Origin of the sequence: Candidatus Methanoperedens sp. BLZ2 (genome assembly GCF_002487355.1) — an archaeon.
Taxonomy (GTDB): domain Archaea; phylum Halobacteriota; class Methanosarcinia; order Methanosarcinales; family Methanoperedenaceae; genus Methanoperedens.
The window spans coordinates 1-22166 of sequence record NZ_NTMG01000082.1 but is presented as its reverse complement, the minus strand read 5'-3'; the positions used below and the strand labels follow the sequence as shown (position 1 = coordinate 22166).

Sequence of the window (22166 nt, the reverse complement as noted above, 5' to 3'; positions counted from 1 at the left end):
AGCTTAAATGTCACATCTTCTCTGAGCATCTATAATTTACTGATTTTATATAGTATCTATATATTCTTGGGAGAAGCTATATATTATTTGATTCAGAATTCTTGTTGTGATAAAAAATGAATAGATTAAAGATATTACTAATTCTGATCCTGGCAGGCGTGCTGTTAGCTGGATGCGTAAGCAAGCAGCCTGCTGGAGTGCAGACTACGGTACAGCCAACAGCGCCGACCGAGCAACCGATTAAAGCCCTCTCTGGGACGATTAAACTTGACGGCTCGAGCACAGTATTTCCCATAAGTGAAGCCGTGGGAGAGGAATTCCAGAAGCTTCATCCCGATGTCAGGATCACGGTTGGAATCAGCGGCACTGGCGGAGGATTCAAGAAATTCTGCGCAGGTGAGACAGATATCAGCGATGCCTCAAGACCAATAAAGGATTCCGAAAAAAGCCTCTGTGCTAATAACAGCATAACTTACGAGGAATTCAAAGTTGCTTTTGATGGGCTTTCCGTGATGGTAAATCCTCAGAATACCTGGGCAGAAACCATGACCGTAGCAGAGCTGAAGAAGATTTGGGAGCCTAACAGCACAGTAAAAACATGGAAAGATGTGCGTCCCAACTGGCCCAACGAGAAGATAATACTTGTGGGCGCAGATACTGACTCAGGTACTTTTGATTATTTCACAGAAGCGATAGTTGGCAAGGAGAAATCCAGCAGATCGGATTACACGGCGAGCGCGGATGACAATATGCTGGTACAGGCCATTGCAGGAGAGAAAAATGCGCTTGGATATTTCGGCTACGCATACTATGTTGAAAATCCCGGCAAGTTGAAGCTTATAGCAATAGATGGAGGCAAAGGACCTGTACTTCCTTCAGAGCAAACAATCCTTGACGGAACTTATAACCCCCTATCAAGGCCGCTCTTCATTTATGTAAAGAAAGAATCCCTGAACCGTCCTGAAGTAAAGGAGTTTGCAAAATACTACCTGACCACAGGAAAGGAACTTGTACACCAGGTAGGTTATGTGAGAATGACGGATTCGGTTTATGAGGAAGGACTGAGCAGGCTCCGGTAAAAACCGCAAGAAATATAAGTAGAGTATTAAGTTAGTTCTAAGAGGTAAAAAAGTTGGACAGACTGAGGATACAGAGAATCAGAGAACTCGCCATCGAGAAGGCACTCTTCCTCTGCGCCCTCGCCTCTATTTTGACAACTCTTGGTATTATTCTTGTTTTAATATTTGAGAGTATTTCTTTTTTCGAGGAGGTCCCTATCCTTGAGTTCCTCACAGGCACAACATGGGCACCCACATACCGTCCCCAGCATTTCGGCGTGCTCCCTTTGATAAACGGAACTCTCATGATTGCGGTGGGTGCGGCTATAATTGCTATTCCCCTGGGCATTGCAAGCGCTGTATATCTTAGCGAATATGCCGATCTGAAGGTGCGGCAGATAGTAAAACCAGTGCTTGAAATCCTGGCAGGAGTGCCTACAGTAGTATATGGATATTTTGCCATAAGCTTCATAACGCCGCTCCTTCGGGAATTTGTGCCTGAGGCGAATATTTTCAATGCAGCATCAGCTTCCATCGTGGTGGGAATAATGATCTTGCCTATGGTTTCAAGTTTGAGTGAGGACGCCATGCGTGCCGTTCCACGGGCCCTACGTGAAGGTGCTTACGCTTTAGGTGCCACCAGGTTTGAAGTCTCCACCAAAATTGTCGCCCCTGCTGCCCTTTCGGGGATACTTGCATCTTTCATCCTTGCAATATCAAGAGCTGTAGGAGAGACTATGGCTGTCACTTTAGCTGCGGGTGCAACGCCTAAGATGACACTTGATTTCTTCGAAAGCATCCAGACCATGACCGCGTTTATAGTCCAGGTGAGCATGGGGGATACTCCTTTCGGCAGCATTGAATATAAGACCATATTCGCAGTCGGGATGGTGCTTTTTGTCATGACGTTTTTAATGAATATCGTAAGCATGTGGATAAAAGAGAAGTACAGGGAGGTCTATTAATGAGGAAAATCAAGGGCTTAGCATTTGAATACATATGCATTGGAGCCACTTTGACAGCCCTTTTTCTCTTAGCCCTTCTCCTGTGGGACGCATGGGATAAAGGCGCTGGATGGCTCTCCTGGAGATTCCTTGACAGCTTCCCATCGCGTTTTCCTGAACAGGCTGGGATCAAGTCCGCTCTCTGGGGTTCAATCTGGCTCATGCTTCTCACTGCTCTGATATCAATACCTCTTGGTGTGGGTGCAGCGATTTATCTTGAAGAATATGCAGACAGAACCTGGCTCACGAGAATAATAGAAATAAATATTTCCAATCTTGCAGGGGTGCCCAGCATTGTTTACGGTATTCTCGGACTGGCTCTTTTCGTGAGATGGATGATGCTTGGAAGGAGCCTTCTTGCAGGCGCGCTCACAATGGCTTTGCTTATTCTGCCAATAATAATTATATCAAGCCAGGAAGCCATAAGAGCTGTGCCTAATTCTATACGTGAAGCCTCATATGCCCTTGGCGCCACAAAGTGGCAGACCGTGAAGTTTCATGTATTGCCGGCTGCCATGCCTGGTGTACTTACTGGCAACATTTTAGCTCTTTCCCGCGCCATGGGTGAAGCGGCCCCGCTTATAATGATCGGCGCACTCACGTTCATAGCCTTCACGCCATCAAGTCCGTTAGATCCGTTCACAGCCCTGCCCATACAGATATTCAATTGGGCTTCCAGGCCGAAAGCAGAATTCCAGTACCTGGCAGCTGCAGGAATTCTTGTGCTTCTTGCACTGCTTCTGGCAATGAATGCCGCTGCCATAATCATAAGGAATAAATATCAGAAATACATTAAATGGTGATCAAGTGACCTCAGCTATCCAGACAATAAACTTAAGCGCATGGTATGGAAACAAGCAGGCACTGACAAGCGTAAGCATGAGCCTGGAAGAAAATAAGATAACTGCCATAATAGGCCCAAGCGGGTGCGGAAAATCTACTTTTATAAGATGCCTTAACCGCATGAACGATCTGATAGACGGTTTTAAGACAGAGGGTGAAATACTGATCTACAGCAAAGATGTCAGGTACATTGACCCGGTGGAACTTAGAAAATCCGTGGGCATGGTATTCCAGAAGCCAAATCCTTTTCCTAAGAGTATATATGAGAACATTGCTTTTGGTCCAAGAATTCATGGAATCAACAGCAATAGACTTGATGCAATAGTAGAGGAAAGCCTGAGGAAGGCAGCTCTCTGGGACGAAGTGAATGATAGGCTCAATGACAATGCAATGGAGTTAAGCGGCGGACAGCAGCAGCGTTTGTGTATTGCAAGGGCTCTTGCTGTTAAGCCAAAGATAATTTTATTTGATGAGCCCTGCTCTGCCCTTGACCCGTTATCTACAAGCAAGATAGAGGATTTGATGCTGGAATTAAAGAAAGAATATACGCTTGTCATAGTAACACATAATATGCAGCAGGCAGCAAGAGTTAGCGATCATACAGCTTTCTTTCTATATGGAAAGCTGATAGAGTCTGGAGAAACAAAACAGATATTCAAGAAGCCAAAGGAGAAAAGCACTGAAGATTACATAATCGGGAGGTTTGGATAATATGGTCCGGGAAGTCTATCACAAAGACCTTCACAGGTTGAAGGAAGATATAGTTAACATGGGAAACCTTGTTGGAACTGCAATAGGGGAGTCAGTACTTTCTCTTAAAAATCGTGATGTGGAGATGGCTCAGAAGGTCATTGACATGGATAATGAGATAGATGCTGTTGATCACGATATTGAGGAGAACTGTATGCGTCTTCTTGCTCTCCAGCAGCCTATGGCGCGGGATTTGCGGCTCATAATCTCAGTTTTAAAAATGTCCATTGATCTTGAAAGGATGGGGGATCTTGCTTTAGAGATAGCGGTTATTACGAAAATGACTGCTAATGTGCCTTTCGTGAAGCCTCTTGTCGATATACCAAGAATGTCAGATATCTGCCAGGAAATGATAAAGGATTGCATGAAAGCCTTTGAAAATAAGGATGTGGAGCTTGCAAGACAGATCGCAAGGAGAGATGATGAGATTGATGCACTCTTTGACCAGATAAGAAGGGAACTTATTACAATTATGATCGAAGAACCAAAAAAGATAACTGGCGCACAACACCTGACTTTTGTTGCTAGATATCTTGAGAGGATAGGGGATCACATAACGAACCTGTGCGAAAGCGTTGTTTTTATGGTGACAGGAGAAAGGGTAGAGTTGAATTAGACTGTCCGTATTATTTTCTCTTTTTATGGCAAGATTCACATAAATTTTTTATTTTTTCCTATTCATTTGTATCAAAAGCGGTAAAAATATTATGGCAATGAAAATCACAGTCAATCCGGCCACAGCAAAACTTGCCTGGAAGCTATACTTATCGGCGATCATCCCGCCAATAAAAGGGCCAACTGCAAACCCCAGGGAGCCGAACATGTTAAATCCACCCATGGCAGTACCTCTTTTTGCCGGGTTTGCCAGGTCGCCTGCTAATGCTGCTGAAGGGGGATACATAAGAGCTCCTACTATACCGCCAAATATCATAACTATGACAAGTACTGGAGGCTCAGCGACCCCCACACCTGCCACTGCGAGGCCATAGAGTAATGAACCAATGACCAGGGGTGGAACTCTTCCTATTTTATCTGATATTGCTCCAAGAGGATACTGAAGGAGAGCAAAAGGTATCAAAAACGCAGCCATATACATGCCGATACTCGCTGAATCCATGCCGTATTTCATGGCAAGCATGAGAGGAAAAACACCCACGAAAAAACCAACTGTAAAACGCTCCACGAATGAGAAAGCATATGGTATGAATATCCTTTTTTCTTCCCTGAGCAGCAGCAATGCATCCTTCAGGGATGCTGGCTTTGACTTAAGTTCCCGATCTTTTAGAAAAATAGACGTTATTAAAGCGCCAGACATAAGCAAAATGGAACCCAAGTATAAGGGATATAAAGGATCGATCATTCCTATCTTCCCGCCAAATGGGGCGCCAAGTGCATTCCCAAGCGCCATTCCCATTCCGAGTATGCCCATACCTCTTCCATAGTGTGTCCTTTTTACTATATCCAGTACCGAGGTCATAAGCATGGCGAATGCCATCACTGTGAAGCTCCCTTCGATAAAACGCAGCGCCAGAAGTATGGGCATGCTGGGCGCCAGGGTAAGGCTGAACATGAGGATAGCATTCCCGAGAAAACCCGCAATTATGAATATTTTCCTTTTTCCTATTCTGTCTGAGAAGCTTCCCCAGATAAGAGAAAAAATGACGTATGCTGCAAGGTTCACTGATACAAAAAGACTCGTTTCTGCCACAGATTCGATGCTGAACCTCTCCATGACAAATTCCTCAAGCACAGGATAAATGAGAGTAACACTGAACATCAGAAGGAATGTCAAAATACCAAGCAAATATATTTCACTGTAGTTTTTGTTTTGCAAATGCGACCTCTCCTTTTACAACACCAGATTCATTTCTCTGAATTTATTACTTCTACAACAATATATGATTAAGTATTTAAGTTATAGTTCTCTGCCAAACGTATGTATGAAATTATATCCTCCAGTTGTCACAGGTAATGCTAAGTGTTTTAGCACCTATAAATTATTATGACAATCAAACAAAAAGAAAAATTCGTAAGACAACCAGCTCTCAGGATTTTTGCTGCTGAGCTGGCAGAATCCAAACAGACGATAACCGAACATGTTGAAGGGAGAGATTACGATAGCCGCTACCAGCTAACTCCATCCGGGGTCAAAGTAAAAAGAGTCTTTATTATAGGTGTTCTTGTAGAAGTCGATAATGTCGAATCTTCAGGAGACTATCTGCGAGGCAGAATAATTGATCCGACAGGAGCATTCACAGTGTATGCAGGCCAGTACCAACCAGAGGCTTTACGAGCCCTTTCCGGTTTCACTATACCCTGCTTCGTAGCAGTAGTTGGCAAAACCAATGCATATAGACCTGATGAAAAAACAACAATTGTATCCATCAGACCTGAAACTATCGTTGAAATCGATGCAAAAACACGAGATTACTGGATTAAAGAAACCGTATCCAGTACCATAGAACGAGTTGAGAGAAGCCAATTACCAGAGGCAGAAAAAGAAAAATACAGGCAAATTTGCAGGAACGCTTTAACAAAACTCATCGATTTGCCACAGGAGATACGTACATATCTGCCTGAGATAGAGATTCCAGAAGAACCTCATCAAGAAGAAAATATTCCTGCCAGCCCAATTATTGAACAATCTATTATAAAGGATGAACAGCCCGAACAATCTGTTATAGAGGATGAGCAACCGGATGACACTGAAGTGAAAAAAATATTGTCCCTCATGATGGAAATAAGTGACAAAGTGCCCCAAAAGGTAGTAAGCTACATAGAACTTGTGGAAACTGCAAGGGAAATGCTGGGTATTAAAGAAGAAACAGCTGTTGAAGCCATTAAAAGGCTCATGAATGAAGGCAGGTGCAATGAACCCACAGTTGGATTCCTCCATCCGATTATAAGTGAGGAAGAACCGCTAGCCACATTGTCACCATCTACTTCTGAAAAACATACAGAACTTGAATCTGCAAATAAAACAGTGATTGCACCTGTATCCAGCGCTGAAGAAGGGTTAAAGTCAGAAAATGAAATCCCTGAAAATCTGAACCCACAGGAAATCAAAGAATCTAAAACCCGACTCAATAACCCGGCAAAAGCACGGAAAAGAAAAAAGAAAACTGAAGAGAAACCGGTGAGGAAGACTCAAAAAGCACTTTTTCCGGAGACCGAATAGCATTTATAATTTAGCTTGATGGATTATACTTTTGTGGAAGTTCAGATCGTACACTTAAAATTGTTACAAACATAACATTTAAATATCATGTATTTGTCATTTGACACATGAAATGGATATTACTGATAATTAAATCTACAAATGTTTCATCAAGAGACCGGATGTTTATCTGGCGAAATATAAAAAACACTGCCGCTGTTTCGTTATCTCATTCCGTATATCTATTACATGACACTGAGGAAAACAGGGTTACAGCCTCAAATATTGAAGAAATAGTACATGAAAGAAATGGTGAAGTTTTACAGTTTTTTGCAGATACTTTTAATGAAGAGAAGGAGCAGAAGTTAAATAAACTGATTGCCGAAGAAATTGCTGCAGAAATTAAGGAATTCTCTAATGAATGTGAAGATTTTATTTCTGATGTAACTAAAAGGATTTCGAATAAAAAATTCAAGGTCTTTGAACTGGAAGAATTGAGCGACGATATTCATAAACTTGATCGATGGAGAATAAAGCTGATCCAGAAACATAGTCTTGACACAAATAATATAGGGACCTTGAATAAAGAAATCAGGAAATGTAAAGAACGATTAAACGGGTTCGAAGAGAAAGTCCTTCAAAAAGGCGAAGCAACGGGTCAGTAGACAGCTTATGCTCAGTGATGCTTTTTACCTGTCAGTTGATTACCTTCTTACTATAATCCCAGTAATGGTGATAGGAGTTGTAGCAGCGGAATTCCTGGTAGAGATCGGCTGGATACACAAAATCGGTTTTATAGTTTCGCCATTGATAAGATTTGCACATCTGCGTGAAGAATGCAGCATAAGTTTCATCACCGCATTCGGTTCTCCGGCAGCATCCAATTCGATGCTCAAAAAATTATATGATGATGGAATTATCGAAAGAAAAGAGCTGATTGTAGCTTCATTGATAAATTCGTTTCCATCCATAATAATGCACTGGAGAACAATGTTACCGGTTTTTATTCCCCTTCTTGGAATGGCAGGCATGATTTATCTGGGAATACTTACTGCTGTCGGGCTCTTAAGGACACTTGTCACTTTATTGATCGGGCGTTTTTTGCTGAATGAAAAGAAGTATGTACCAAATAATATTATCCATCAACCATATTCGTTTTCAAAATCCTTAAAAATGAGTGTCAAAAAGTCAAGAAAAACAATATACAGGATTATTACAATGACCATTCCGGTTACTATACTTGTTTTCGTTATGATCGATGCAGGATTTTTTGAAGTACTGGCAGCTTTCTTAAAAGAACATGCTGTTTTTGTACCTGTGCCGGGAGAAGCATTACCGATAATAGCCGCACAATTTACAGCCAATATTGCAGCATATACCATTGCCGGAAACCTGTTATCTGCAGGAATTCTTAACACGAAGGAAATAGTAGTGTCATTACTTGTTGGAAAGATCCTTTCAAGCATTATGAGTATAAGGATCCTGATCCCGTATTATGTGGGAATATTCGGCTCAAAACTTGGAACACAGATCATGATCTATTCAGCATTACTCAGGGAGGGAATATTGATCATTGCTACTGTTATGCTTGCAATTTTCTGGCAGGTGTGAACTACTTGAAGTTAAGAGTTAAAGAAAAAATAATGATCAAAAGGAAGGTAATTTATTAGGAAGCAAAGACTACCGATAGTGGTAGATGAGTATTGATTGATAAATTAATTATATTTAGGATTTTCGATGAATCTAAATAGTATTGAGTTATGCTTGAATACCGATAAAACAGATTATAATGAAAATGCGCGAAATCATAAAATTGCTAACAGCCGATGGCTGGTATCTTGTTGTTAGGCAGCCATCAGCAATATAAGCATCCAACCAAACCAGGTGAAGTAAAAATGTATCGTTTCCTTGTAGTGATTGAAAAGGCAAATAAGAACTATTCGGCATATTCACCGGATTTACCGGGATGTGTGGCTACAGGCGCCACCCGCGAAGAAGCTGAGAATAATATGTATGGAGCTATTGAAATGCATATACAGGGATTACTGGAGGATAAATTTCCTATTCCAGAATCAAAGTCATTTGCAAAGTACATAGCTGTTGCTGAAAAACCAGGCGTGGGGCAAACGTCTTAAAGAAAAGAACCGTCCACCGCAAAGTCAGCTATGAACCCCTGTTTCATAAATGAATATAAAAAAAACACCGAACTAATACGAACTGAAACGAACTCCGGTAACGTGAGTTCGTATGGAGTTCGTCCGAGTTCGTTGTTAATTTTTTCACACCATATCGAAAAGCACAGCTTGATATTTCCTCATAATTTTGCTTTAATTTTTAAAACTATTTATGATTGAAGAGCTAAGAATACCACGCACAGAGCTTGATTTGATACAGGCTGAACTGGAAGCCAACAAACCATACGAAGCCTGCGGTGTTCTCATTGGAACTATTGATGGAACGACAGCGCATGTCGAAAAAGCCCAACTCATAAGAAATGTGAAGCGCACGCATAGGAGTTTTGAGCTTGACCCGAAAGAACATTATAATGCCTGGAATGAGGCCGGGAAGAACGGCAAGGAGATCGTAGGAGTTTATCATACTCACCCTGTCTCGTCTGCCGTCCCTTCACTCTGGGACAGGGAGACGATGCAGAACGATACTTCGGTCTGGCTTATCGCAGGGGCTGATGGGATGCGGGCTTATGTGTGGGAGAATGGATTGAAAACGGTAAAAATAACAGAGGTATAGGAGTTCTCCCTGGAGGGAAACTATTTGAATTAGTTTCCCTGTAACCAATTTTCTGTCATGACCATTGGGATTTGAAATCCTTCAGATCAAAAGCTAAATAACCTTTTTCCCTGAGCTTTTCTTTGTCTTCAATAGTTCTTCCAATAATAGCAAAATATTCAACTCTGTCTTTTACTTTCCACGGAACAAATTTTGATTTCTTTTTTAAGGCATCCAGAATTTTATGGGCTTCATTGAGTTTTAGCTCCTGCCACTCGCATTCGATAAAAAGAATTTCCTTTGACGTTTCATTCAGGGCAACGAGGTCGATTTCTAATGTTTTCTTTCCATCCTTGCCAGAAAAATTGCCCCACCACCGACCTATTTTATCAAATCTGAAGGGAAGAGAGCCTGCATAATTTTTTTTCAAACAAAAATCTCTTGATATGTCCTCAAAGGCTCCTCCCACAAATGCTCCATAATTCTCAGAAAATATCTTTTTTAACTCATCCACTCTCCCCTGCTCGTAATAAGATTCATAACGTTTCACAAAGGCAAACCAGAATTTCAGGAAGTTATCATTCAGCTTATATACCCCCATCCTCGATTTTCGCGGATCTTCAGTTATTGGCGTTTCCCTGCGAACAAGCTCATATTCATTTCGGAGAACGTCAAGATATCGTGAAGCTGTGCCACTTTTACCCTCAAATATGTTTGCGATTTCACCAACAGTGGTCTTCCCTGAAGCGATCGCTTCAAGAATCGAAAAATATATTTTGTATTCCCCGCCGAACTCGCTTATCAAAACTGCTTTTCCTTCGTCTTTCAAAACAGGCATTCTCTGATCGAAAAACATAGCATTTACGGCATTTTCAAAATCAAGGGTTTTTAAAAGATCTATATACTCATAATATTTCGGCACGCCGCCAAAAACTGCATAGAACTTGATAATTTCCGAAATATCCTTAACACCAATATCATAAAGAATCTGCATTACCGTGCTTATATCCATAGGCGGAAGTTTCATCATGATATCGGCGCGACCATATAGGGGATAAGAATAATCGCCAAGTATTTTTTTCATCATGGAAAAACTTGAGCCGCTGACCAGAACGGATACATTTTTTGCTTTGTGTTTATATTCATCGATCAATTTCTGGAAATCTGAGTATATGCTCTTTTCCATATAATAAAAATTCTGGAACTCATCAAAAAAAACATATTTTTTTGTATCAAATAAGTATCTCAGCAAGTCTTGTACACCAGTGAATTTTGGTATTTTTTCACTTTGTGAAAGCTCATCAAGGAATAAATCCACAGTCTTATCTTTCGGGACGAAAACGTATGCATACTCTTTGTCTGTCAAGAACTCCTGGACAAGTCGAGTTTTGCCGATTCTGCGCCGCCCATAGATAACTATGAACTTAAAACCTCCAGTGGATGTGAGTTTCTTTAGCAGGGAGAGTTCTTCCAGGCGGTCGTAGAATTTGAAATTAGTATACATGGGATGTAATATACATGGCATGTATACTAATAGTTTATGCTGCTTTTCGGCTCGTTTTTTGTCTATATTTTCCCATTACACCATCGCCCTCTCCAGCCCTTCCATCGCGATCCTGTTAAGCTCTCTTGCCCTAGCCTCAGTCTTTCCTTCTGAAAAAACCCTCACCTTTGGTTCAGTCCCGCTTGCCCTCACAAGGAACCAGCCATCTGCGTAATCCACGCGCACGCCGTCCATATCGGAGATCCTGTCATAATCCTTCGGTATCTCGCGCTTTAGTCTCTCAAGTATCGCATCTGTATTCGTACCAGCAGGCAGTGTCTTTGCATCCTTTATCTGGTGATATTTCGGATAAGTTGCAACAAGTTCTGAAAAAGTCATTTTTTCCTTCGATAAGATCCCTGCCATCACTCCGGCAAGCATCGGCCCCTCGCGGCTCCACCCGATCAGCACTGAGCCATGCTCTTCAAGGCCCACCTGCGCGCCGCATAAAAGTTTTGCCTGCGCCAGATATGGCTCGCCAACAGGTGTGAATATCACTTCGGCGCCCAGATTCTTTGCCACATCTGTTATAAGATTTGAGAATGCAATCGTCACAGCGATCTTCTTATCTTTATCTTTGCATTGCCTCAGTAAATGGTCTGCTAATATTGCGGCAGTTACATCCCCCTGTACGAATTTCCCGTTCTCATCCACGAACGCAGTCCTGTCACCATCGCCATCATGCGCAACACCCATATCTGCACCTTCCTTTACCACGAGCGACTTAAGTTTTTTAAGGTTCGCATCTGTAGGTTCAGGATTTCTTTCCCTGAACATGCCGTCGTATTTACAATTGAATCTTATCACTTCAAAACCCAGGGCAAGAAGTGTCTCCGGCGTCACTGTTGATGCTGATCCACCCCCTCCATCGACCACTATTTTCATAGGCGCAACCGGGAACATCTTTTTGACGTACTGGATAATATGGGCACGATACCTGTCGCTTGCTCCAGCATCATTCAATCGTTTTCCTTTTTTTGATTTTGGTTTCAAGTCCCCAAAATATATTTTCTCAAGAGCAATGTCTTCTTCAGGTGAAAAACCCATGCCGCTTTTACTAAGGCATTTCATGCCATTATATTCCGGAGGATTATGCGATGCCGTGATCATTACACCCGCATCAGCCTGTCTTCCTACTTCCAGGGATAACGCATTCGGAGTTATGATACCGAGAGTGAGAGCATTGCAACCCTGTTCCATTATCCCCTCGATGAGTGCTTCTTCAAGCATGGGAGATGATATCCTGGGATCTTTTCCTATTGCTATTGTTTTTCCAGCACCCAGATAATCGGCAAGAGCTGCACCGGTACGTTTTGCTTTCTCAGCTCCCATCCCCTCATTTACCACACCACGGAACCCGAACGTCCCGAATAATTTTTTTTGTTTTCGGATCTTTTTATATTCATCAAATTTCGCAGTAAAATTTTCGCATGACATGCATTCGAATTTGTTTTGAATATATTAAATACTTTGATAAATTAATTAAGTAATAACTCTGGTTAATTACTATCATAAAATACATGGCTAAAAAATAATTATGAATAAAATACAAAATAATATAAATAATATTAAAAAAATTATTAGTTCCAACAGGGATATTTCAATTCTTGCAGTTACAAAAACAAGAACATTAGATGAAATAAATTCTGCAATTAATGCGGGGATTATACACATTGGCGAGAACTATGTGGAAGAGGCTTATGAAAAATATCCCTATGTAACTTGCGCTAATGTAAAAAAACACTTCATCGGGCATCTCCAGAGTAATAAAGCCAGAAGAGCTGTCGAAATATTTGATGTTATCCAAACCGTTGATTCGATAAAACTCCTGGAAAAGATCGATAGTTGCGGCAAGAAAATAGATGTCATGTTCCAGGTAAATACTTCACCGGATTCTAATTATCATGGTATTTATTTTGAAGAATTTGATGATTTTTACAAAAATGTCTTAGAATTACAACTTCAAAATGTAAATATTACAGGTCTTATGACCATTGCATCAAAGAATGATCCCAGGACTTGTTTTAAAAGACTTTTTAATATTAAACAAAGAACAAGACTGGGTGTATTATCTATGGGTATGAGTCATGATTATGAAATTGCTATTGAAGAAGGCGCGACAATGATCAGGTTAGGAACTAAAATATTTGGATATCGAAAAACATGGAGAATTTGATGGAAGATCTATCAACGATAATAAATAAAGTACAATCATCGGAGGAACTTGATTTTGAGGACGGTTTGCTTCTTATGAAATCAATGAACCTGTCACTTATCGGTGCACTTGCTGACAATATCCGAAAAAAAACAGTTGGCGACCGGGTCATGTTCGTTACTAACTGCCATATAAATTACAGTAATGTTTGCAATTCAAAATGCAAGTTCTGTGCATATTTCAGGGAAGAAGGACAAAACGGAGCTTTCACACTGAGTATGGATGAGATAATGGAAAAAGCGGAAAAAGCCTCAAACAATGGCGCAACTGAGCTTCATATCGTTGGATCGCTTAATCCCGGACTGCCGTTTGAATATTATGAGGAGATCCTTATAAAGATCCATGAAAAATATCCCTCTTTATCATTAAAAGCATACACTGCTGTTGAGATAGCACATCTATCCCGGATATCGGGAATGAGTGTAAGAGAAGTTTTATTGCGACTTAAAAAAGCAGGTCTCACAGGTCTTCCGGGAGGCGGGGGTGAAATATTTAACGAAAAAACAAGACAACAGGTATGTCCGGATAAAATTAGTGGAGAAAGATGGCTCAAGGTCATGGAAACAGCACATGGCCTGGGAATAAAAAGTAATGCCACAATGCTATATGGTCATATAGAGACACATGAGGATATTGTTGATCATATCCTGAGGATAAGGGAATTGCAGAAAAAAACACGCGGATTCCAGGCATTCATACCATTAAGATTTCATCCTGATAATACATATCTTCAAAAAAACGGGATCGTGACAGAAGGACCCACAGGATTCGATGACCTTAAAACGATCGCTGTCGCACGTCTTTTATTAAATGGACATATCAATAACATAAAAAGTTACTGGGTTATGCTTGGTGAAAAAATGTCACAGATCGCCCTTGCCTATGGCGCTAACGATATCGACGGCACGGTCATGGAAGAGCGCATCACTCATGCAGCAGGAGGCGCTGCGCCTGAATATATGCCAAAGGACAGGCTCATTCATCTGATAAGGAATGCGGGAAGGATACCGGTTGAGAGGACTTCCAATTATGAGATTATCAGGGAGTATTAGGAAATATTTACAGTCCTGCCATTATCTTTCTTGAAACAATTCGAAAACAAGGAATCTATGTTGAATGTGATCATATATTCAAAAAAAGAATGTCATTTATGCGAGATCGCAAAAGAGGAACTTGAGGTTATCAGGCTTGAATTTGATTTTACCTTCGAGGAAGTAGATATTGAAAAAGATGCATTTGCTTATGAAAAGTTCAAACATCTGATACCAGTTGTGGAAGTAGATGGGGAGATAATCTCAAGTGGAAGATTGAACGGGAAAAAATTAATAGCCGTGCTTAAGCAGAAGTATCAACTTCAATGAATATCGGTACAATACCTATTATTGCACCCAGGCCAAAAAGAAACAGGGCAATATAATAATTGCCCTTTGATACATTATCTATACTCACAGCCAGAAGGATCAGGCCAATGAATTTGGATATTGCATCTATTTTAGTATGTGTTGATCCTGGCAGTTTCATCAATGGTAGACAATGCTATAGTATGTGAAATACAATATTCCAAGAAGTGCGATAACACCCATGGCAACTGCGAATTTTCTTTTCCTGATATCACTTGATGGATTCCTGTCTATGAAGGGCACCATGAAAAGAAGGCCATACCACAATACCATTGGTAAAGTCACACCGATAACTTTTGCTTCTATTGGCCCGATATCCCATGTCCAGAATTTTAGGAACCCGAAGACATAAAGGAAATACCATTCAGGATAAATAGGGGTTGGTGTATCGAACGGATCAGCCGGTTTTAGAAGACCTGCCGGGTAAAGCGAGGCCATCAATATGAGGCTTCCTGCAATAAGGCACATCACAACTACTTCACGGAGCAGGAAATGCGGAAAAAATGGAAATCCGCGTATCCTGACAGGTTCATGTCGCTCTTCTTCTACCTCATGTTTTTCAATTTCGATCAATGACATATCAGAGCCTCCCTGAAATTCCCTGTATCCTGACCATGGCAAAATGCATTAACAGGAGAATTGCAATGGTTATGGGAAGGATCATTACATGTATGGCAAAGAACCTTGTCATTGTTTCAGCGCCGATGTCTGTCCCTCCTACCAGAATTAAGGAAATATATTGTCCTAAGATAGGTATCGATCCTGCGATCCCTGTTCCTATTTTTGTAGCCCAGAACGCAAGCTGATCCCATGGCAGAAGGTATCCTGAGAAACCAAAAGTTGTGGTGATCAAAAGGAGTGTTACACCAACAACCCAGTTCAATTCCCGCGGTTTCTTATATGCCCCCATAAAGTAAATCCTCATCATATGAAGCATTACTGCGGCGATCATAGTATTTGCAGCCCAGTGATGGAGGCTTCGTATCAGGCTTCCCATGGGAACTGCGGTCATGATATGTTCAACGCTTTTATATGCTTCAAGTGGTGTAGGCTTATAGTACATTGCCAGGAATACACCCGTGCCAACAAGTATAAGGAAACACAGGAAAGCAATTCCTCCAAGGCAGTACAATGGATTTGTCACTGCATACTCCGGAGCAGGATGCTTGATTATTGGGGTGAGTAATTCTTTTAACTTAAACCTGTCATCGAACCATTTGAATATCTTATCTTCAAGTTTCATATGATCACCTCTAAGCAGCTCCTGCATAGAATGAAATGGTCCTCACATACGCAGGATCTTTCCATTTGAGCGCATAGACCGCTCCTTCTTTTACGACTATATCAATTGCCGGTAAGGGAGACGGTGGTGGTCCGGATATTACAGCACCTGTATTCGGGTCGAACTTGCCAAGGTGGCAGGGGCAGAACAGGATGCTTTCATCTTCTTTCCAGTAGGAGATACATCCAAGATGCGTGCAAACAGATCCGAAAGCGCGAAAACCCGCGGGCATATGCAGGAGAACAGCCGCTTTTCCGTTAAACATGAATTTCCTGACACTGCCTGTCGGCACTTCATCTGCGTTTGCAATTTTTATTTCGGCGGAATCACCTTTTGCAGCAGTGGCAGGCCAGAGGTATTTCAATATCGATGCCAGGGCGCCTCCTGCAAAGAATAATGCAACAAGTGCCATAAAAAGTTCAGTAAGTTTTCGTCTTGTAATTGTAAAAGTTATTTTATCATCCATGTTCTTACTCCAGCGTTGTAACGTATTCGTCTTGCAGCAGCCCTTTAACATATAGATAAATGATAGCTGCCAGGTCAAACAAGAGATAAGCAAGTAATTTTCCTATATCCTCATTGAATTGTCTTGTGGATGCAACCTGGACATCGCTTATTAAGATTCTCCAAAAAATCAGTCCTGTAATTCCAGCTGCAACAAGTGTCAAAAGAATTATCAATGCAAAGGCAACCTGCGACCACAAGCCTTCTTTTTCCGGCCCATATTCAATTTTCTCAATATGCATGATTACCTCACAACCTTATTACATAAACTATGGCAAGCACGAGCAGGATAAGAGCCAATCCCCGCAGTCCTACATCCCATGTTGTCATATGAACTCCTATCTCGATCTCTTTTTCAGGTTCAGGGGTTGGCGTCGCTATTGGTGTTGGAACATAACCTTCCATAGAATAATTGTGGGTAGCATAATAAACTCCGATTTCATTGAGCTGCGGCGGGCCGTCCCTTGTGTGGCAATATGGGCAATTCCTGCTTTCCTTTACTGCATATTCGGGCCTTGCCGATGTTAAAGAGGGCATTAATAGCAGGAGAACTAATGCAACCAACAATATAATTTGATTTATTCGTTTTTTGTTCATTCTAATTTCACCTCTTTTATCTTCTGCGTATTAGCAGGTATATTGAAATTATTCCTATAACGGATAATATTGTTCCAAATCCGGGAGTTGACGGCTTTGTTTGGGGTAACCCCGCGTCTGTTTGTGCTTTCCTGGCAAATACAATGCCATTTTCAGTTACATTCTGAAAATTGGGAAGGTTAAAACTATGCCAGAGTATGGGAAGATTATTCTGGATGGCCAGTGCAGAATCAAGTTCTTTTTGTGCGACTGTGACGTCTTTTCCCTGCAGTTTTGCCTGTTTTATAGCATCATCTGCAATCCTTATTTCGTTCTTGAGCATTTCAGCATTATTGATTGCTTCCACAGCTTTGTCAGGAATGTCAGGGGCAATTTTCATGTCAATATTATGACAGCTGCTGCATATATTCTCGAATTCGCTGGCATTTAGCACTTTGAATTCATGTGGATTATGGCATGTATCGCACGTGGGTGCCTGTTTTAGCGCCTTTAATCTCTGATAATGTAAGGAATCTTTGAACTGGTTCAATTCACTTGCATGACATTTACCGCAAGTTTCAGGCACATTCCTGTAAAAAACAGTACTATTTATTTCGGAAGAACGCGAAACCCCTGAATGTGCTATTTCCTTTACATCGGAGCTGACATTACCGCCATGGCAATTATCGCATGTGACATTGAACATGGCATGTTTGGAATTTGTCCACTGCTCATAATTGCTTTTAGCAATCTTATCAATAATAGTAGCATGGCACTCAAGAGAACAGGCAACATCCCTTTGAAGATGCTTTATTCTTACTTCATTAAGTTGTTTTTCTGTCTCATTGAATGCTGTAAGTTTTTCATGGCAATCCAGACATGAATTGTTTTGTGCTGATACTGGCAAGGCTAATATCGCAAATATAAACATGAAACCAGCTAACACAATCGTTTTTTTTGTATTCATTCAATCACCTTTTGTTTCTATAGTTTCTATATTTAATTTATATATGATTTGTCAATGCCGTTTTAACAGATATGCTGCCAGCAGGCCTGATACCAGCAAGAATACTTCAAATCCTGGTGCTTTTGTTGGAACTGCTGTTTCAGTCTCTTCAGGCATTGCTTTTTCTGCATTCAAGGCATCTGTTATCCCTTTATGCACTTCCGTATCAAAGTAAGTCAGGTTGAATCTGTGCCAGACTGACGGAGTATTCTTTAGTATGGTCTTTGCTGATTCAAGGTCTGCCTCGGCTGCCGCAACATCCTTTCCCAATGCTTTTGCCTCAAGAACAGAGCTTCTAGCCTTTGAGATCTCAAGCTGCAATTCCCTTACCGAAGACAGGGCGCTTTCTGCTTTCTTTGGCACTGCAGGATTTATGCCTGTGATGTTATTATGACAATTGCTGCAGAAATCCTCAATTTCAGATGCTGTTAAAACCCGGACGCTGTGAGCCTGGTGACAGGTGATGCATGCGGGTGCAGGCCCTTCCTGGTTTGATTCCAATTTCTTGAAATGCTGGGAACTCTTGAATTCATCAAGTTCCGGCCCGTGGCATTTACCGCACATTTCGGGAGTATTGGCGCGTAATATGCTGGAATTTGAAATTCCAACATGTGCTTCCTGCTTCAAAACCTTTAACGGGTCCCCGCCATGGCATTTTTCACATGTTACTTCAAAAAGAGCATGTGTGGATATTGACCACATGGCATAAGTGCTGGCAGTTGATTTATTGAGCTTATCCTCGTGGCAAACGATCGAGCATGAAATACCGCTTTCGAGATGCTTGATGCGAATATCGATGAATTGCCTTTGTGATTCTGAACTAAAAAGCAATTGGCGATGGCAGTCTGCACATGAGTTATTAGGTAAATCAGGTGCTTTTGATGCTGCTGGTTGGGTTACCTGCAAAGCTATGAGTACAAAAATCAATCCTATAATTATTTTTGAAACGTTTTTTTCTAGCATATGAATCCTCTTCTCATCACTATCATCATAATTAAAATCATTAATAATGATATATTGTGTTCAGTTTAATCTGCAAAATACTTAAACTTATCCTTCAAAAATATTATATTAATTTAAAGATGAATTAATTTCACTCTTTCAGCTCTCGTCTTCTCTCGCTCCTGTACTCATCCACTAGCGATTTCAGCCATTCTTCTTTTGCTGTCACCCTGCGCTCTTGTGCTTTTTTGTTCCAGTCTTCTATTGCATTTCTCATATCATCAGGATCGATAACAGCAAGCTCTTCTGTTGAGTCAAACTGGATATTCACATCCTTTGCCCTTAAAACAGGCACACCAAGGTTAAAAAGCTCTTCTTCTGCAGCATGCGACATATCATTGCAGATAATAATTGCCCGCACACCGAGGTCAGCAAGCATTTTAGCGGTAATTGTCCCTCCACCGCTTGAATCTTTCAACAGGATGATGTCATCTTTTTTTATTCCCACAGTTTCCCGGGTTTTAAGGATGCTGTCTTTAGTAAAAGAAAATATTATCTTCACAGGAAGAACACGGCCGCTTATTTCAAGCCTTCGTACCCTTTTTAGTTTATGGATCCTTTCATTTAATTCGGAAATTTTCCTGTTTTTTTCAGATATCTTATTCTGGAGGCGCTGGATATCCATATCCCGGATTTGTATTGTTTTGTCTTTTTTTAGTTTTTTGTATATATCTGAACGCTGCTTTTTTATCAGCTCTTCTAATTCCCGCATCTTTTCGTCCCTGAGGAAAAGTTCTTTTTCCAAAAATTCTTGTTTCGTCTTCATTTCATTGATTATGTCTTCATATTTCCGGATGGATTCCCTCAAGTGAAATGTTTCTTCATCTCTTTTTTCAGGAACTACCAGAACATAAGGCTCTTTGGTTTGAGTCCTGGTCAATCCTGAGATCACAGCTTCCACGGATTTTCCCCTAACGACCTGCGCTATCGCTTCGCTGGCATCTACTCCCGGAGGTATCTTCTTCTTAATCTGTTCGAACTTATTCTTGTTTTTGCGATAAAACGATACAGCAGCTGCAATGGCATCACGTTCATGGTTGTTTGAATAACCATATGGGGTTGCAAACTCAATCTTATCTCCAGCCGAGAGTACCTCAAAAGGAGAGCTTGATACGGCATTAAACGCCCTCCTGATTTTTTCAACGGCATTGGGGGTAGGGAATACATCGCTTGCTATAACAAGGGGTCTTCCTTCCTGTGCGATCATTTCAATAACTTCAGGTATCGAAATAGTCCTTGAACTATGGATTTTTCGCAATTCGCCATCAAGTGTAAGAACGGCAACAGCTGTCGTAGTGCCAGGGTCGATCCCAACGATGATATAATCTCTTTTTTTTGCTTTAAGCGGCTTAAAAACCAGGGAATCGCGTTCTATACCTTTTACGCTCACCTGCACATCCCCGTATTTTCCAGAACCGATATGAATCTTGTTTCTTGGTGCATCCACAATGAATTCAGCTTTTGAATATCCTCCGAACCTCTCTGTTATATCCTGGGAAAATGTGAATCCCCTGGTTCTTGAGAGTTCATTCAGGGAATCTTCGATCTCCCTTGCCCTTTGCCTGACATACCCATGCATTTTGCGCCTGTACCTGTTCTGGCTCCATCCTCCCCTTCCTGGTGAGCGCCCCCTGCTGACCTTGATAACCGTTTTATCCTCAAATGCCGACACCTCGTAACCCACGCCCATTTGAGAAAGCTGCGCGCATATCAGAGCTTCTGCATTAGGGTCAAACCTGTCAAAGGATAGTCCCTGCTGGCGGGCTAGTTTTGTAAGTGGTAAAAGTTGCTCACCCCCAGTGACCTGGATAAGTTTCGTATCAGGGGGTAATTTCTCAAGAAACGAAATAAGGTCATGCTTATCTGAAACTAATTCATATATGTTATCAACAGCGATCAATGACGGCTTTTCTTTCCAGACCATTCGCATGAATTTATGGAGGCTTACCATTTTGTGATGCTCGACATCCCCATTCTTGAGTATCACTACGGCATAAGCTGGTTTTTCTCTTGCATGTAAAGAACCTTTAGCAATATCTATACCAAAAATTATATTTTCCGGCATGATTCAGGTTATTATATTGTTGATAATCTCGCCGATATCTCTTTTGATCCTGTATTTACGGTTAAAATATGATAATACATTATCAATATCCCTGCGAAGCAACTCCTTTGCATTCGGATGAGTTGGTTTGATGAATTGGGGCCAATCGATGATCTCACACCCTGCGGGATTAACAAAGATATTAAATTCGCTCAGGTCACAATGGATAATACCGAGTCCGTAAGCGTTCTTTACCTGTCTCAATATCTCATCAAGATACCAATCAGGTTCATCCAGCCTGGTATGCGCAAGCTGCTGCCCGGTTGCTTTTGACATCACGATCCCATGCCTGTTATGATCTATCGGTTCAGGAACGCTGACTTTCGGATAAAGAGCGACAAGGGCATCATATTCTTTTTTAGCTGCAAGACGTGCGGCATATAACCAGGAAAGATGCCGCCTTTCCCCGATAGTTTCTCTTTTTGTCCTGACATGCCTGAAACTCATTTTTCCTTCCCTGTGGAGTTTAATTATAACATGCCGGTCAATGAGGCCGCCTGTGGCTTCATAAACTTCCGATTCTTTCCCCCTCCCGATTATTTCACCCAGGGCATTCACAGATCCACGCTTCACGAATGCATTCAGTGCAAGCAGGTCGTATGCTTCAAAGTATATCCTGTATCCTTCATAAGCCTGGACATTCCTGTGAATAAGCTTTCTTTGCGCCAGGTTTGAGAGGATATATTCCACTTCTTTCCTGTCAAATGTCGTAAAATTCACGATCTCTTCTATTGGGACCCATTCATGGAATTTCATCTGGTTTTCAATGGCAATAAGAACACGAAATTCCTTGTTCGTGATAGAAAGAAATATTTCCGGAATATTTTCAAGCATTATTTACTATATGATACTGCTGACTATAAAAAAGGTTAATAAAAAACAAAAAAGAGGGAATATTACCTTCTTTTTCCTCCGCCTCTTTTATCTCTGGAATCCCGGCCGCGGTCCCTACCGCCACCGCTGCCTCCGCGACCTCCACCCGAACCGCCTCTGCC

General features: G+C 41.3%; 26 protein-coding genes. 13 read left to right on the top strand and 13 right to left on the bottom strand.

The features are described 5' to 3' along the window. The first annotated feature begins 116 nt into the window (after positions 1 to 116). The 5 genes from CL181_RS17535 to phoU are packed head-to-tail and all read left to right on the top strand — an operon-like array spanning position 117 to position 4271. The gene (locus tag CL181_RS17535) at positions 117 to 1079 is read left to right on the top strand and encodes a PstS family phosphate ABC transporter substrate-binding protein (RefSeq protein ID WP_097300614.1); all 963 of its coding nucleotides are present in this window, start codon (positions 117 to 119) and stop codon (positions 1077 to 1079) included. A gap of 53 nt (positions 1080 to 1132) precedes the next feature. Then, on the top strand, positions 1133 to 2023 hold the full coding sequence (gene pstC, locus CL181_RS17530) for a phosphate ABC transporter permease subunit PstC (RefSeq protein ID WP_097300613.1): 891 nt from the start codon (positions 1133 to 1135) through the stop codon (positions 2021 to 2023). Continuing rightward, the gene (gene pstA, locus CL181_RS17525) at positions 2023 to 2865 is read left to right on the top strand and encodes a phosphate ABC transporter permease PstA (protein ID WP_097300612.1); all 843 of its coding nucleotides are present in this window, start codon (positions 2023 to 2025) and stop codon (positions 2863 to 2865) included. Before pstC ends, pstA begins: the two co-directional genes overlap by 1 nt. A 4-nt stretch (positions 2866 to 2869) precedes the next feature. Further along, a complete protein-coding gene (gene pstB, locus CL181_RS17520; RefSeq protein WP_255251626.1) occupies positions 2870 to 3616 on the top strand; it encodes a phosphate ABC transporter ATP-binding protein PstB in 747 nt (248 codons plus the stop codon). 1 nt (position 3617) lies between these two features. After that, positions 3618 to 4271, top strand: coding sequence for a phosphate signaling complex protein PhoU (gene phoU, locus CL181_RS17515; RefSeq protein WP_097300611.1), 654 nt, complete (start codon positions 3618 to 3620; stop codon positions 4269 to 4271). A 48-nt stretch (positions 4272 to 4319) separates the two neighbouring features. Here the strand turns inward: phoU and CL181_RS17510 are convergent, their stop codons facing one another. Next, positions 4320 to 5489 carry an MFS transporter gene (locus CL181_RS17510; RefSeq protein ID WP_097300610.1) on the bottom strand — a complete coding sequence of 390 codons (1170 nt, stop codon included), beginning with the start codon at positions 5487 to 5489 and terminating at the stop codon, positions 4320 to 4322. Positions 5490 to 5657: 168 nt separating this feature from the next. Here CL181_RS17510 and CL181_RS17505 point away from each other — a divergent pair, with 168 nt between their 5' ends. The 5 genes from CL181_RS17505 (at position 5658) to CL181_RS17485 (ending at position 9560) form a co-directional block, all read left to right on the top strand. Next, complete coding sequence (locus CL181_RS17505) at positions 5658 to 6833, top strand: hypothetical protein (RefSeq protein ID WP_097300609.1); 1176 nt, start codon at positions 5658 to 5660, stop codon at positions 6831 to 6833. A 107-nt stretch (positions 6834 to 6940) separates the two neighbouring features. Further along, positions 6941 to 7477: a Chromate resistance protein ChrB gene (locus CL181_RS17500; protein WP_097300608.1), complete on the top strand. Its 537-nt coding sequence runs from the start codon at positions 6941 to 6943 to the stop codon at positions 7475 to 7477. Positions 7478 to 7484: 7 nt separating this feature from the next. Beyond that, positions 7485 to 8423, top strand: coding sequence for a nucleoside recognition domain-containing protein (locus tag CL181_RS17495; protein ID WP_097300607.1), 939 nt, complete (start codon positions 7485 to 7487; stop codon positions 8421 to 8423). Between the two features lie 215 nt (positions 8424 to 8638). Beyond that, the gene (locus CL181_RS17490) at positions 8639 to 8947 is read left to right on the top strand and encodes a type II toxin-antitoxin system HicB family antitoxin (RefSeq protein WP_255251625.1); all 309 of its coding nucleotides are present in this window, start codon (positions 8639 to 8641) and stop codon (positions 8945 to 8947) included. A 211-nt stretch (positions 8948 to 9158) separates the two neighbouring features. Next, the gene (locus CL181_RS17485; protein WP_097300606.1) at positions 9159 to 9560 is read left to right on the top strand and encodes a M67 family metallopeptidase; all 402 of its coding nucleotides are present in this window, start codon (positions 9159 to 9161) and stop codon (positions 9558 to 9560) included. A gap of 55 nt (positions 9561 to 9615) precedes the next feature. On the opposite strand, the gene CL181_RS17480 is transcribed toward CL181_RS17485, so the two are convergent. Both CL181_RS17480 and CL181_RS17475 read right to left on the bottom strand, forming a co-directional pair. Next, the gene (locus tag CL181_RS17480) at positions 9616 to 11043 is read right to left on the bottom strand and encodes an ATP-binding protein (RefSeq protein WP_176505301.1); all 1428 of its coding nucleotides are present in this window, start codon (positions 11041 to 11043) and stop codon (positions 9616 to 9618) included. A 75-nt stretch (positions 11044 to 11118) separates the two neighbouring features. Further along, on the bottom strand, positions 11119 to 12519 hold the full coding sequence (locus CL181_RS17475; RefSeq protein ID WP_097300604.1) for a phosphoglucosamine mutase: 1401 nt from the start codon (positions 12517 to 12519) through the stop codon (positions 11119 to 11121). Between the two features lie 100 nt (positions 12520 to 12619). Here CL181_RS17475 and CL181_RS17470 point away from each other — a divergent pair, with 100 nt between their 5' ends. The 3 genes from CL181_RS17470 to CL181_RS17460 are packed head-to-tail and all read left to right on the top strand — an operon-like array spanning position 12620 to position 14658. Beyond that, positions 12620 to 13258, top strand: coding sequence for a YggS family pyridoxal phosphate-dependent enzyme (locus CL181_RS17470; protein ID WP_097300603.1), 639 nt, complete (start codon positions 12620 to 12622; stop codon positions 13256 to 13258). Beyond that, positions 13258 to 14349: an aminofutalosine synthase MqnE gene (gene mqnE / locus CL181_RS17465; protein ID WP_097300602.1), complete on the top strand. Its 1092-nt coding sequence runs from the start codon at positions 13258 to 13260 to the stop codon at positions 14347 to 14349. Before CL181_RS17470 ends, mqnE begins: the two co-directional genes overlap by 1 nt. Positions 14350 to 14379: 30 nt before the next feature. Continuing rightward, a complete protein-coding gene (locus CL181_RS17460; protein ID WP_097300601.1) occupies positions 14380 to 14658 on the top strand; it encodes a glutaredoxin family protein in 279 nt (92 codons plus the stop codon). Here CL181_RS17460 and CL181_RS17455 read toward each other — a convergent pair. The 10 genes from CL181_RS17455 to CL181_RS17410 form a co-directional block, all read right to left on the bottom strand. After that, positions 14633 to 14818: a hypothetical protein gene (locus CL181_RS17455; RefSeq protein ID WP_097300600.1), complete on the bottom strand. Its 186-nt coding sequence runs from the start codon at positions 14816 to 14818 to the stop codon at positions 14633 to 14635. The two genes, CL181_RS17460 and CL181_RS17455, sit on opposite strands and share 26 nt — an antisense overlap. Continuing rightward, a complete protein-coding gene (locus CL181_RS17450; protein ID WP_097300599.1) occupies positions 14818 to 15276 on the bottom strand; it encodes a hypothetical protein in 459 nt (152 codons plus the stop codon). Before CL181_RS17450 ends, CL181_RS17455 begins: the two co-directional genes overlap by 1 nt. Before the next feature lies 1 nt (position 15277). After that, positions 15278 to 15940, bottom strand: a complete 663-nt coding sequence (locus CL181_RS17445; RefSeq protein ID WP_176505300.1) for a cytochrome b N-terminal domain-containing protein — start codon at positions 15938 to 15940, stop codon at positions 15278 to 15280. A 10-nt stretch (positions 15941 to 15950) separates the two neighbouring features. Next, entirely contained in the window at positions 15951 to 16445 is a 495-nt protein-coding gene (locus CL181_RS17440) for a ubiquinol-cytochrome c reductase iron-sulfur subunit (RefSeq protein ID WP_176505299.1), read from the bottom strand. A gap of 4 nt (positions 16446 to 16449) precedes the next feature. Beyond that, positions 16450 to 16725 (bottom strand): hypothetical protein, encoded by a 276-nt coding sequence (locus CL181_RS17435; RefSeq protein WP_097300596.1) that lies wholly within the window; start codon positions 16723 to 16725, stop codon positions 16450 to 16452. Positions 16726 to 16732: 7 nt separating this feature from the next. Beyond that, positions 16733 to 17080 (bottom strand): hypothetical protein, encoded by a 348-nt coding sequence (locus CL181_RS17430; RefSeq protein ID WP_097300595.1) that lies wholly within the window; start codon positions 17078 to 17080, stop codon positions 16733 to 16735. A 16-nt stretch (positions 17081 to 17096) separates the two neighbouring features. Next, positions 17097 to 18026, bottom strand: a complete 930-nt coding sequence (locus CL181_RS17425) for an ammonia-forming cytochrome c nitrite reductase subunit c552 (RefSeq protein WP_097300594.1) — start codon at positions 18024 to 18026, stop codon at positions 17097 to 17099. A 51-nt stretch (positions 18027 to 18077) separates the two neighbouring features. Next, positions 18078 to 19028: a cytochrome c3 family protein gene (locus tag CL181_RS17420; protein WP_097300593.1), complete on the bottom strand. Its 951-nt coding sequence runs from the start codon at positions 19026 to 19028 to the stop codon at positions 18078 to 18080. 130 nt (positions 19029 to 19158) lie between these two features. Then, the gene (locus CL181_RS17415) at positions 19159 to 21132 is read right to left on the bottom strand and encodes a DUF460 domain-containing protein (protein WP_097300592.1); all 1974 of its coding nucleotides are present in this window, start codon (positions 21130 to 21132) and stop codon (positions 19159 to 19161) included. A gap of 3 nt (positions 21133 to 21135) precedes the next feature. Then, positions 21136 to 22005 carry a serine/threonine-protein kinase RIO2 gene (locus tag CL181_RS17410; RefSeq protein ID WP_097300591.1) on the bottom strand — a complete coding sequence of 290 codons (870 nt, stop codon included), beginning with the start codon at positions 22003 to 22005 and terminating at the stop codon, positions 21136 to 21138. Between the last annotated feature and the right edge of the window lie 161 nt (positions 22006 to 22166).

What these genes read in the sequence shown, in the direction of transcription:
- CL181_RS17485 (WP_097300606.1), top strand. Translation starts at nt 9,159, where the DNA reads ATGATTGAAGAGCTAAGAATACCACGCACAGAGCTTGATTTGATACAG.
- CL181_RS17435 (WP_097300596.1), bottom strand. Translation starts at nt 16,725, where the DNA reads ATGCATATTGAGAAAATTGAATATGGGCCGGAAAAAGAAGGCTTGTGG.
- CL181_RS17475 (WP_097300604.1), bottom strand. Translation starts at nt 12,519, where the DNA reads ATGTCATGCGAAAATTTTACTGCGAAATTTGATGAATATAAAAAGATC.
- CL181_RS17415 (WP_097300592.1), bottom strand. Translation starts at nt 21,132, where the DNA reads ATGCCGGAAAATATAATTTTTGGTATAGATATTGCTAAAGGTTCTTTA.
- CL181_RS17450 (WP_097300599.1), bottom strand. Translation starts at nt 15,276, where the DNA reads ATGTCATTGATCGAAATTGAAAAACATGAGGTAGAAGAAGAGCGACAT.
- CL181_RS17500 (WP_097300608.1), top strand. Translation starts at nt 6,941, where the DNA reads ATGAAATGGATATTACTGATAATTAAATCTACAAATGTTTCATCAAGA.
- CL181_RS17495 (WP_097300607.1), top strand. Translation starts at nt 7,485, where the DNA reads ATGCTCAGTGATGCTTTTTACCTGTCAGTTGATTACCTTCTTACTATA.
- CL181_RS17430 (WP_097300595.1), bottom strand. Translation starts at nt 17,080, where the DNA reads ATGAACAAAAAACGAATAAATCAAATTATATTGTTGGTTGCATTAGTT.
- mqnE (WP_097300602.1), top strand. Translation starts at nt 13,258, where the DNA reads ATGGAAGATCTATCAACGATAATAAATAAAGTACAATCATCGGAGGAA.
- CL181_RS17420 (WP_097300593.1), bottom strand. Translation starts at nt 19,028, where the DNA reads ATGCTAGAAAAAAACGTTTCAAAAATAATTATAGGATTGATTTTTGTA.
- CL181_RS17480 (WP_176505301.1), bottom strand. Translation starts at nt 11,043, where the DNA reads ATGTATACTAATTTCAAATTCTACGACCGCCTGGAAGAACTCTCCCTG.
- CL181_RS17425 (WP_097300594.1), bottom strand. Translation starts at nt 18,026, where the DNA reads ATGAATACAAAAAAAACGATTGTGTTAGCTGGTTTCATGTTTATATTT.
- CL181_RS17470 (WP_097300603.1), top strand. Translation starts at nt 12,620, where the DNA reads ATGAATAAAATACAAAATAATATAAATAATATTAAAAAAATTATTAGT.
- CL181_RS17440 (WP_176505299.1), bottom strand. Translation starts at nt 16,445, where the DNA reads ATGGATGATAAAATAACTTTTACAATTACAAGACGAAAACTTACTGAA.
- CL181_RS17535 (WP_097300614.1), top strand. Translation starts at nt 117, where the DNA reads ATGAATAGATTAAAGATATTACTAATTCTGATCCTGGCAGGCGTGCTG.
- CL181_RS17455 (WP_097300600.1), bottom strand. Translation starts at nt 14,818, where the DNA reads ATGAAACTGCCAGGATCAACACATACTAAAATAGATGCAATATCCAAA.
- CL181_RS17505 (WP_097300609.1), top strand. Translation starts at nt 5,658, where the DNA reads ATGACAATCAAACAAAAAGAAAAATTCGTAAGACAACCAGCTCTCAGG.
- phoU (WP_097300611.1), top strand. Translation starts at nt 3,618, where the DNA reads ATGGTCCGGGAAGTCTATCACAAAGACCTTCACAGGTTGAAGGAAGAT.
- pstA (WP_097300612.1), top strand. Translation starts at nt 2,023, where the DNA reads ATGAGGAAAATCAAGGGCTTAGCATTTGAATACATATGCATTGGAGCC.
- CL181_RS17410 (WP_097300591.1), bottom strand. Translation starts at nt 22,005, where the DNA reads ATGCTTGAAAATATTCCGGAAATATTTCTTTCTATCACGAACAAGGAA.
- CL181_RS17490 (WP_255251625.1), top strand. Translation starts at nt 8,639, where the DNA reads ATGGCTGGTATCTTGTTGTTAGGCAGCCATCAGCAATATAAGCATCCA.
- CL181_RS17445 (WP_176505300.1), bottom strand. Translation starts at nt 15,940, where the DNA reads ATGAAACTTGAAGATAAGATATTCAAATGGTTCGATGACAGGTTTAAG.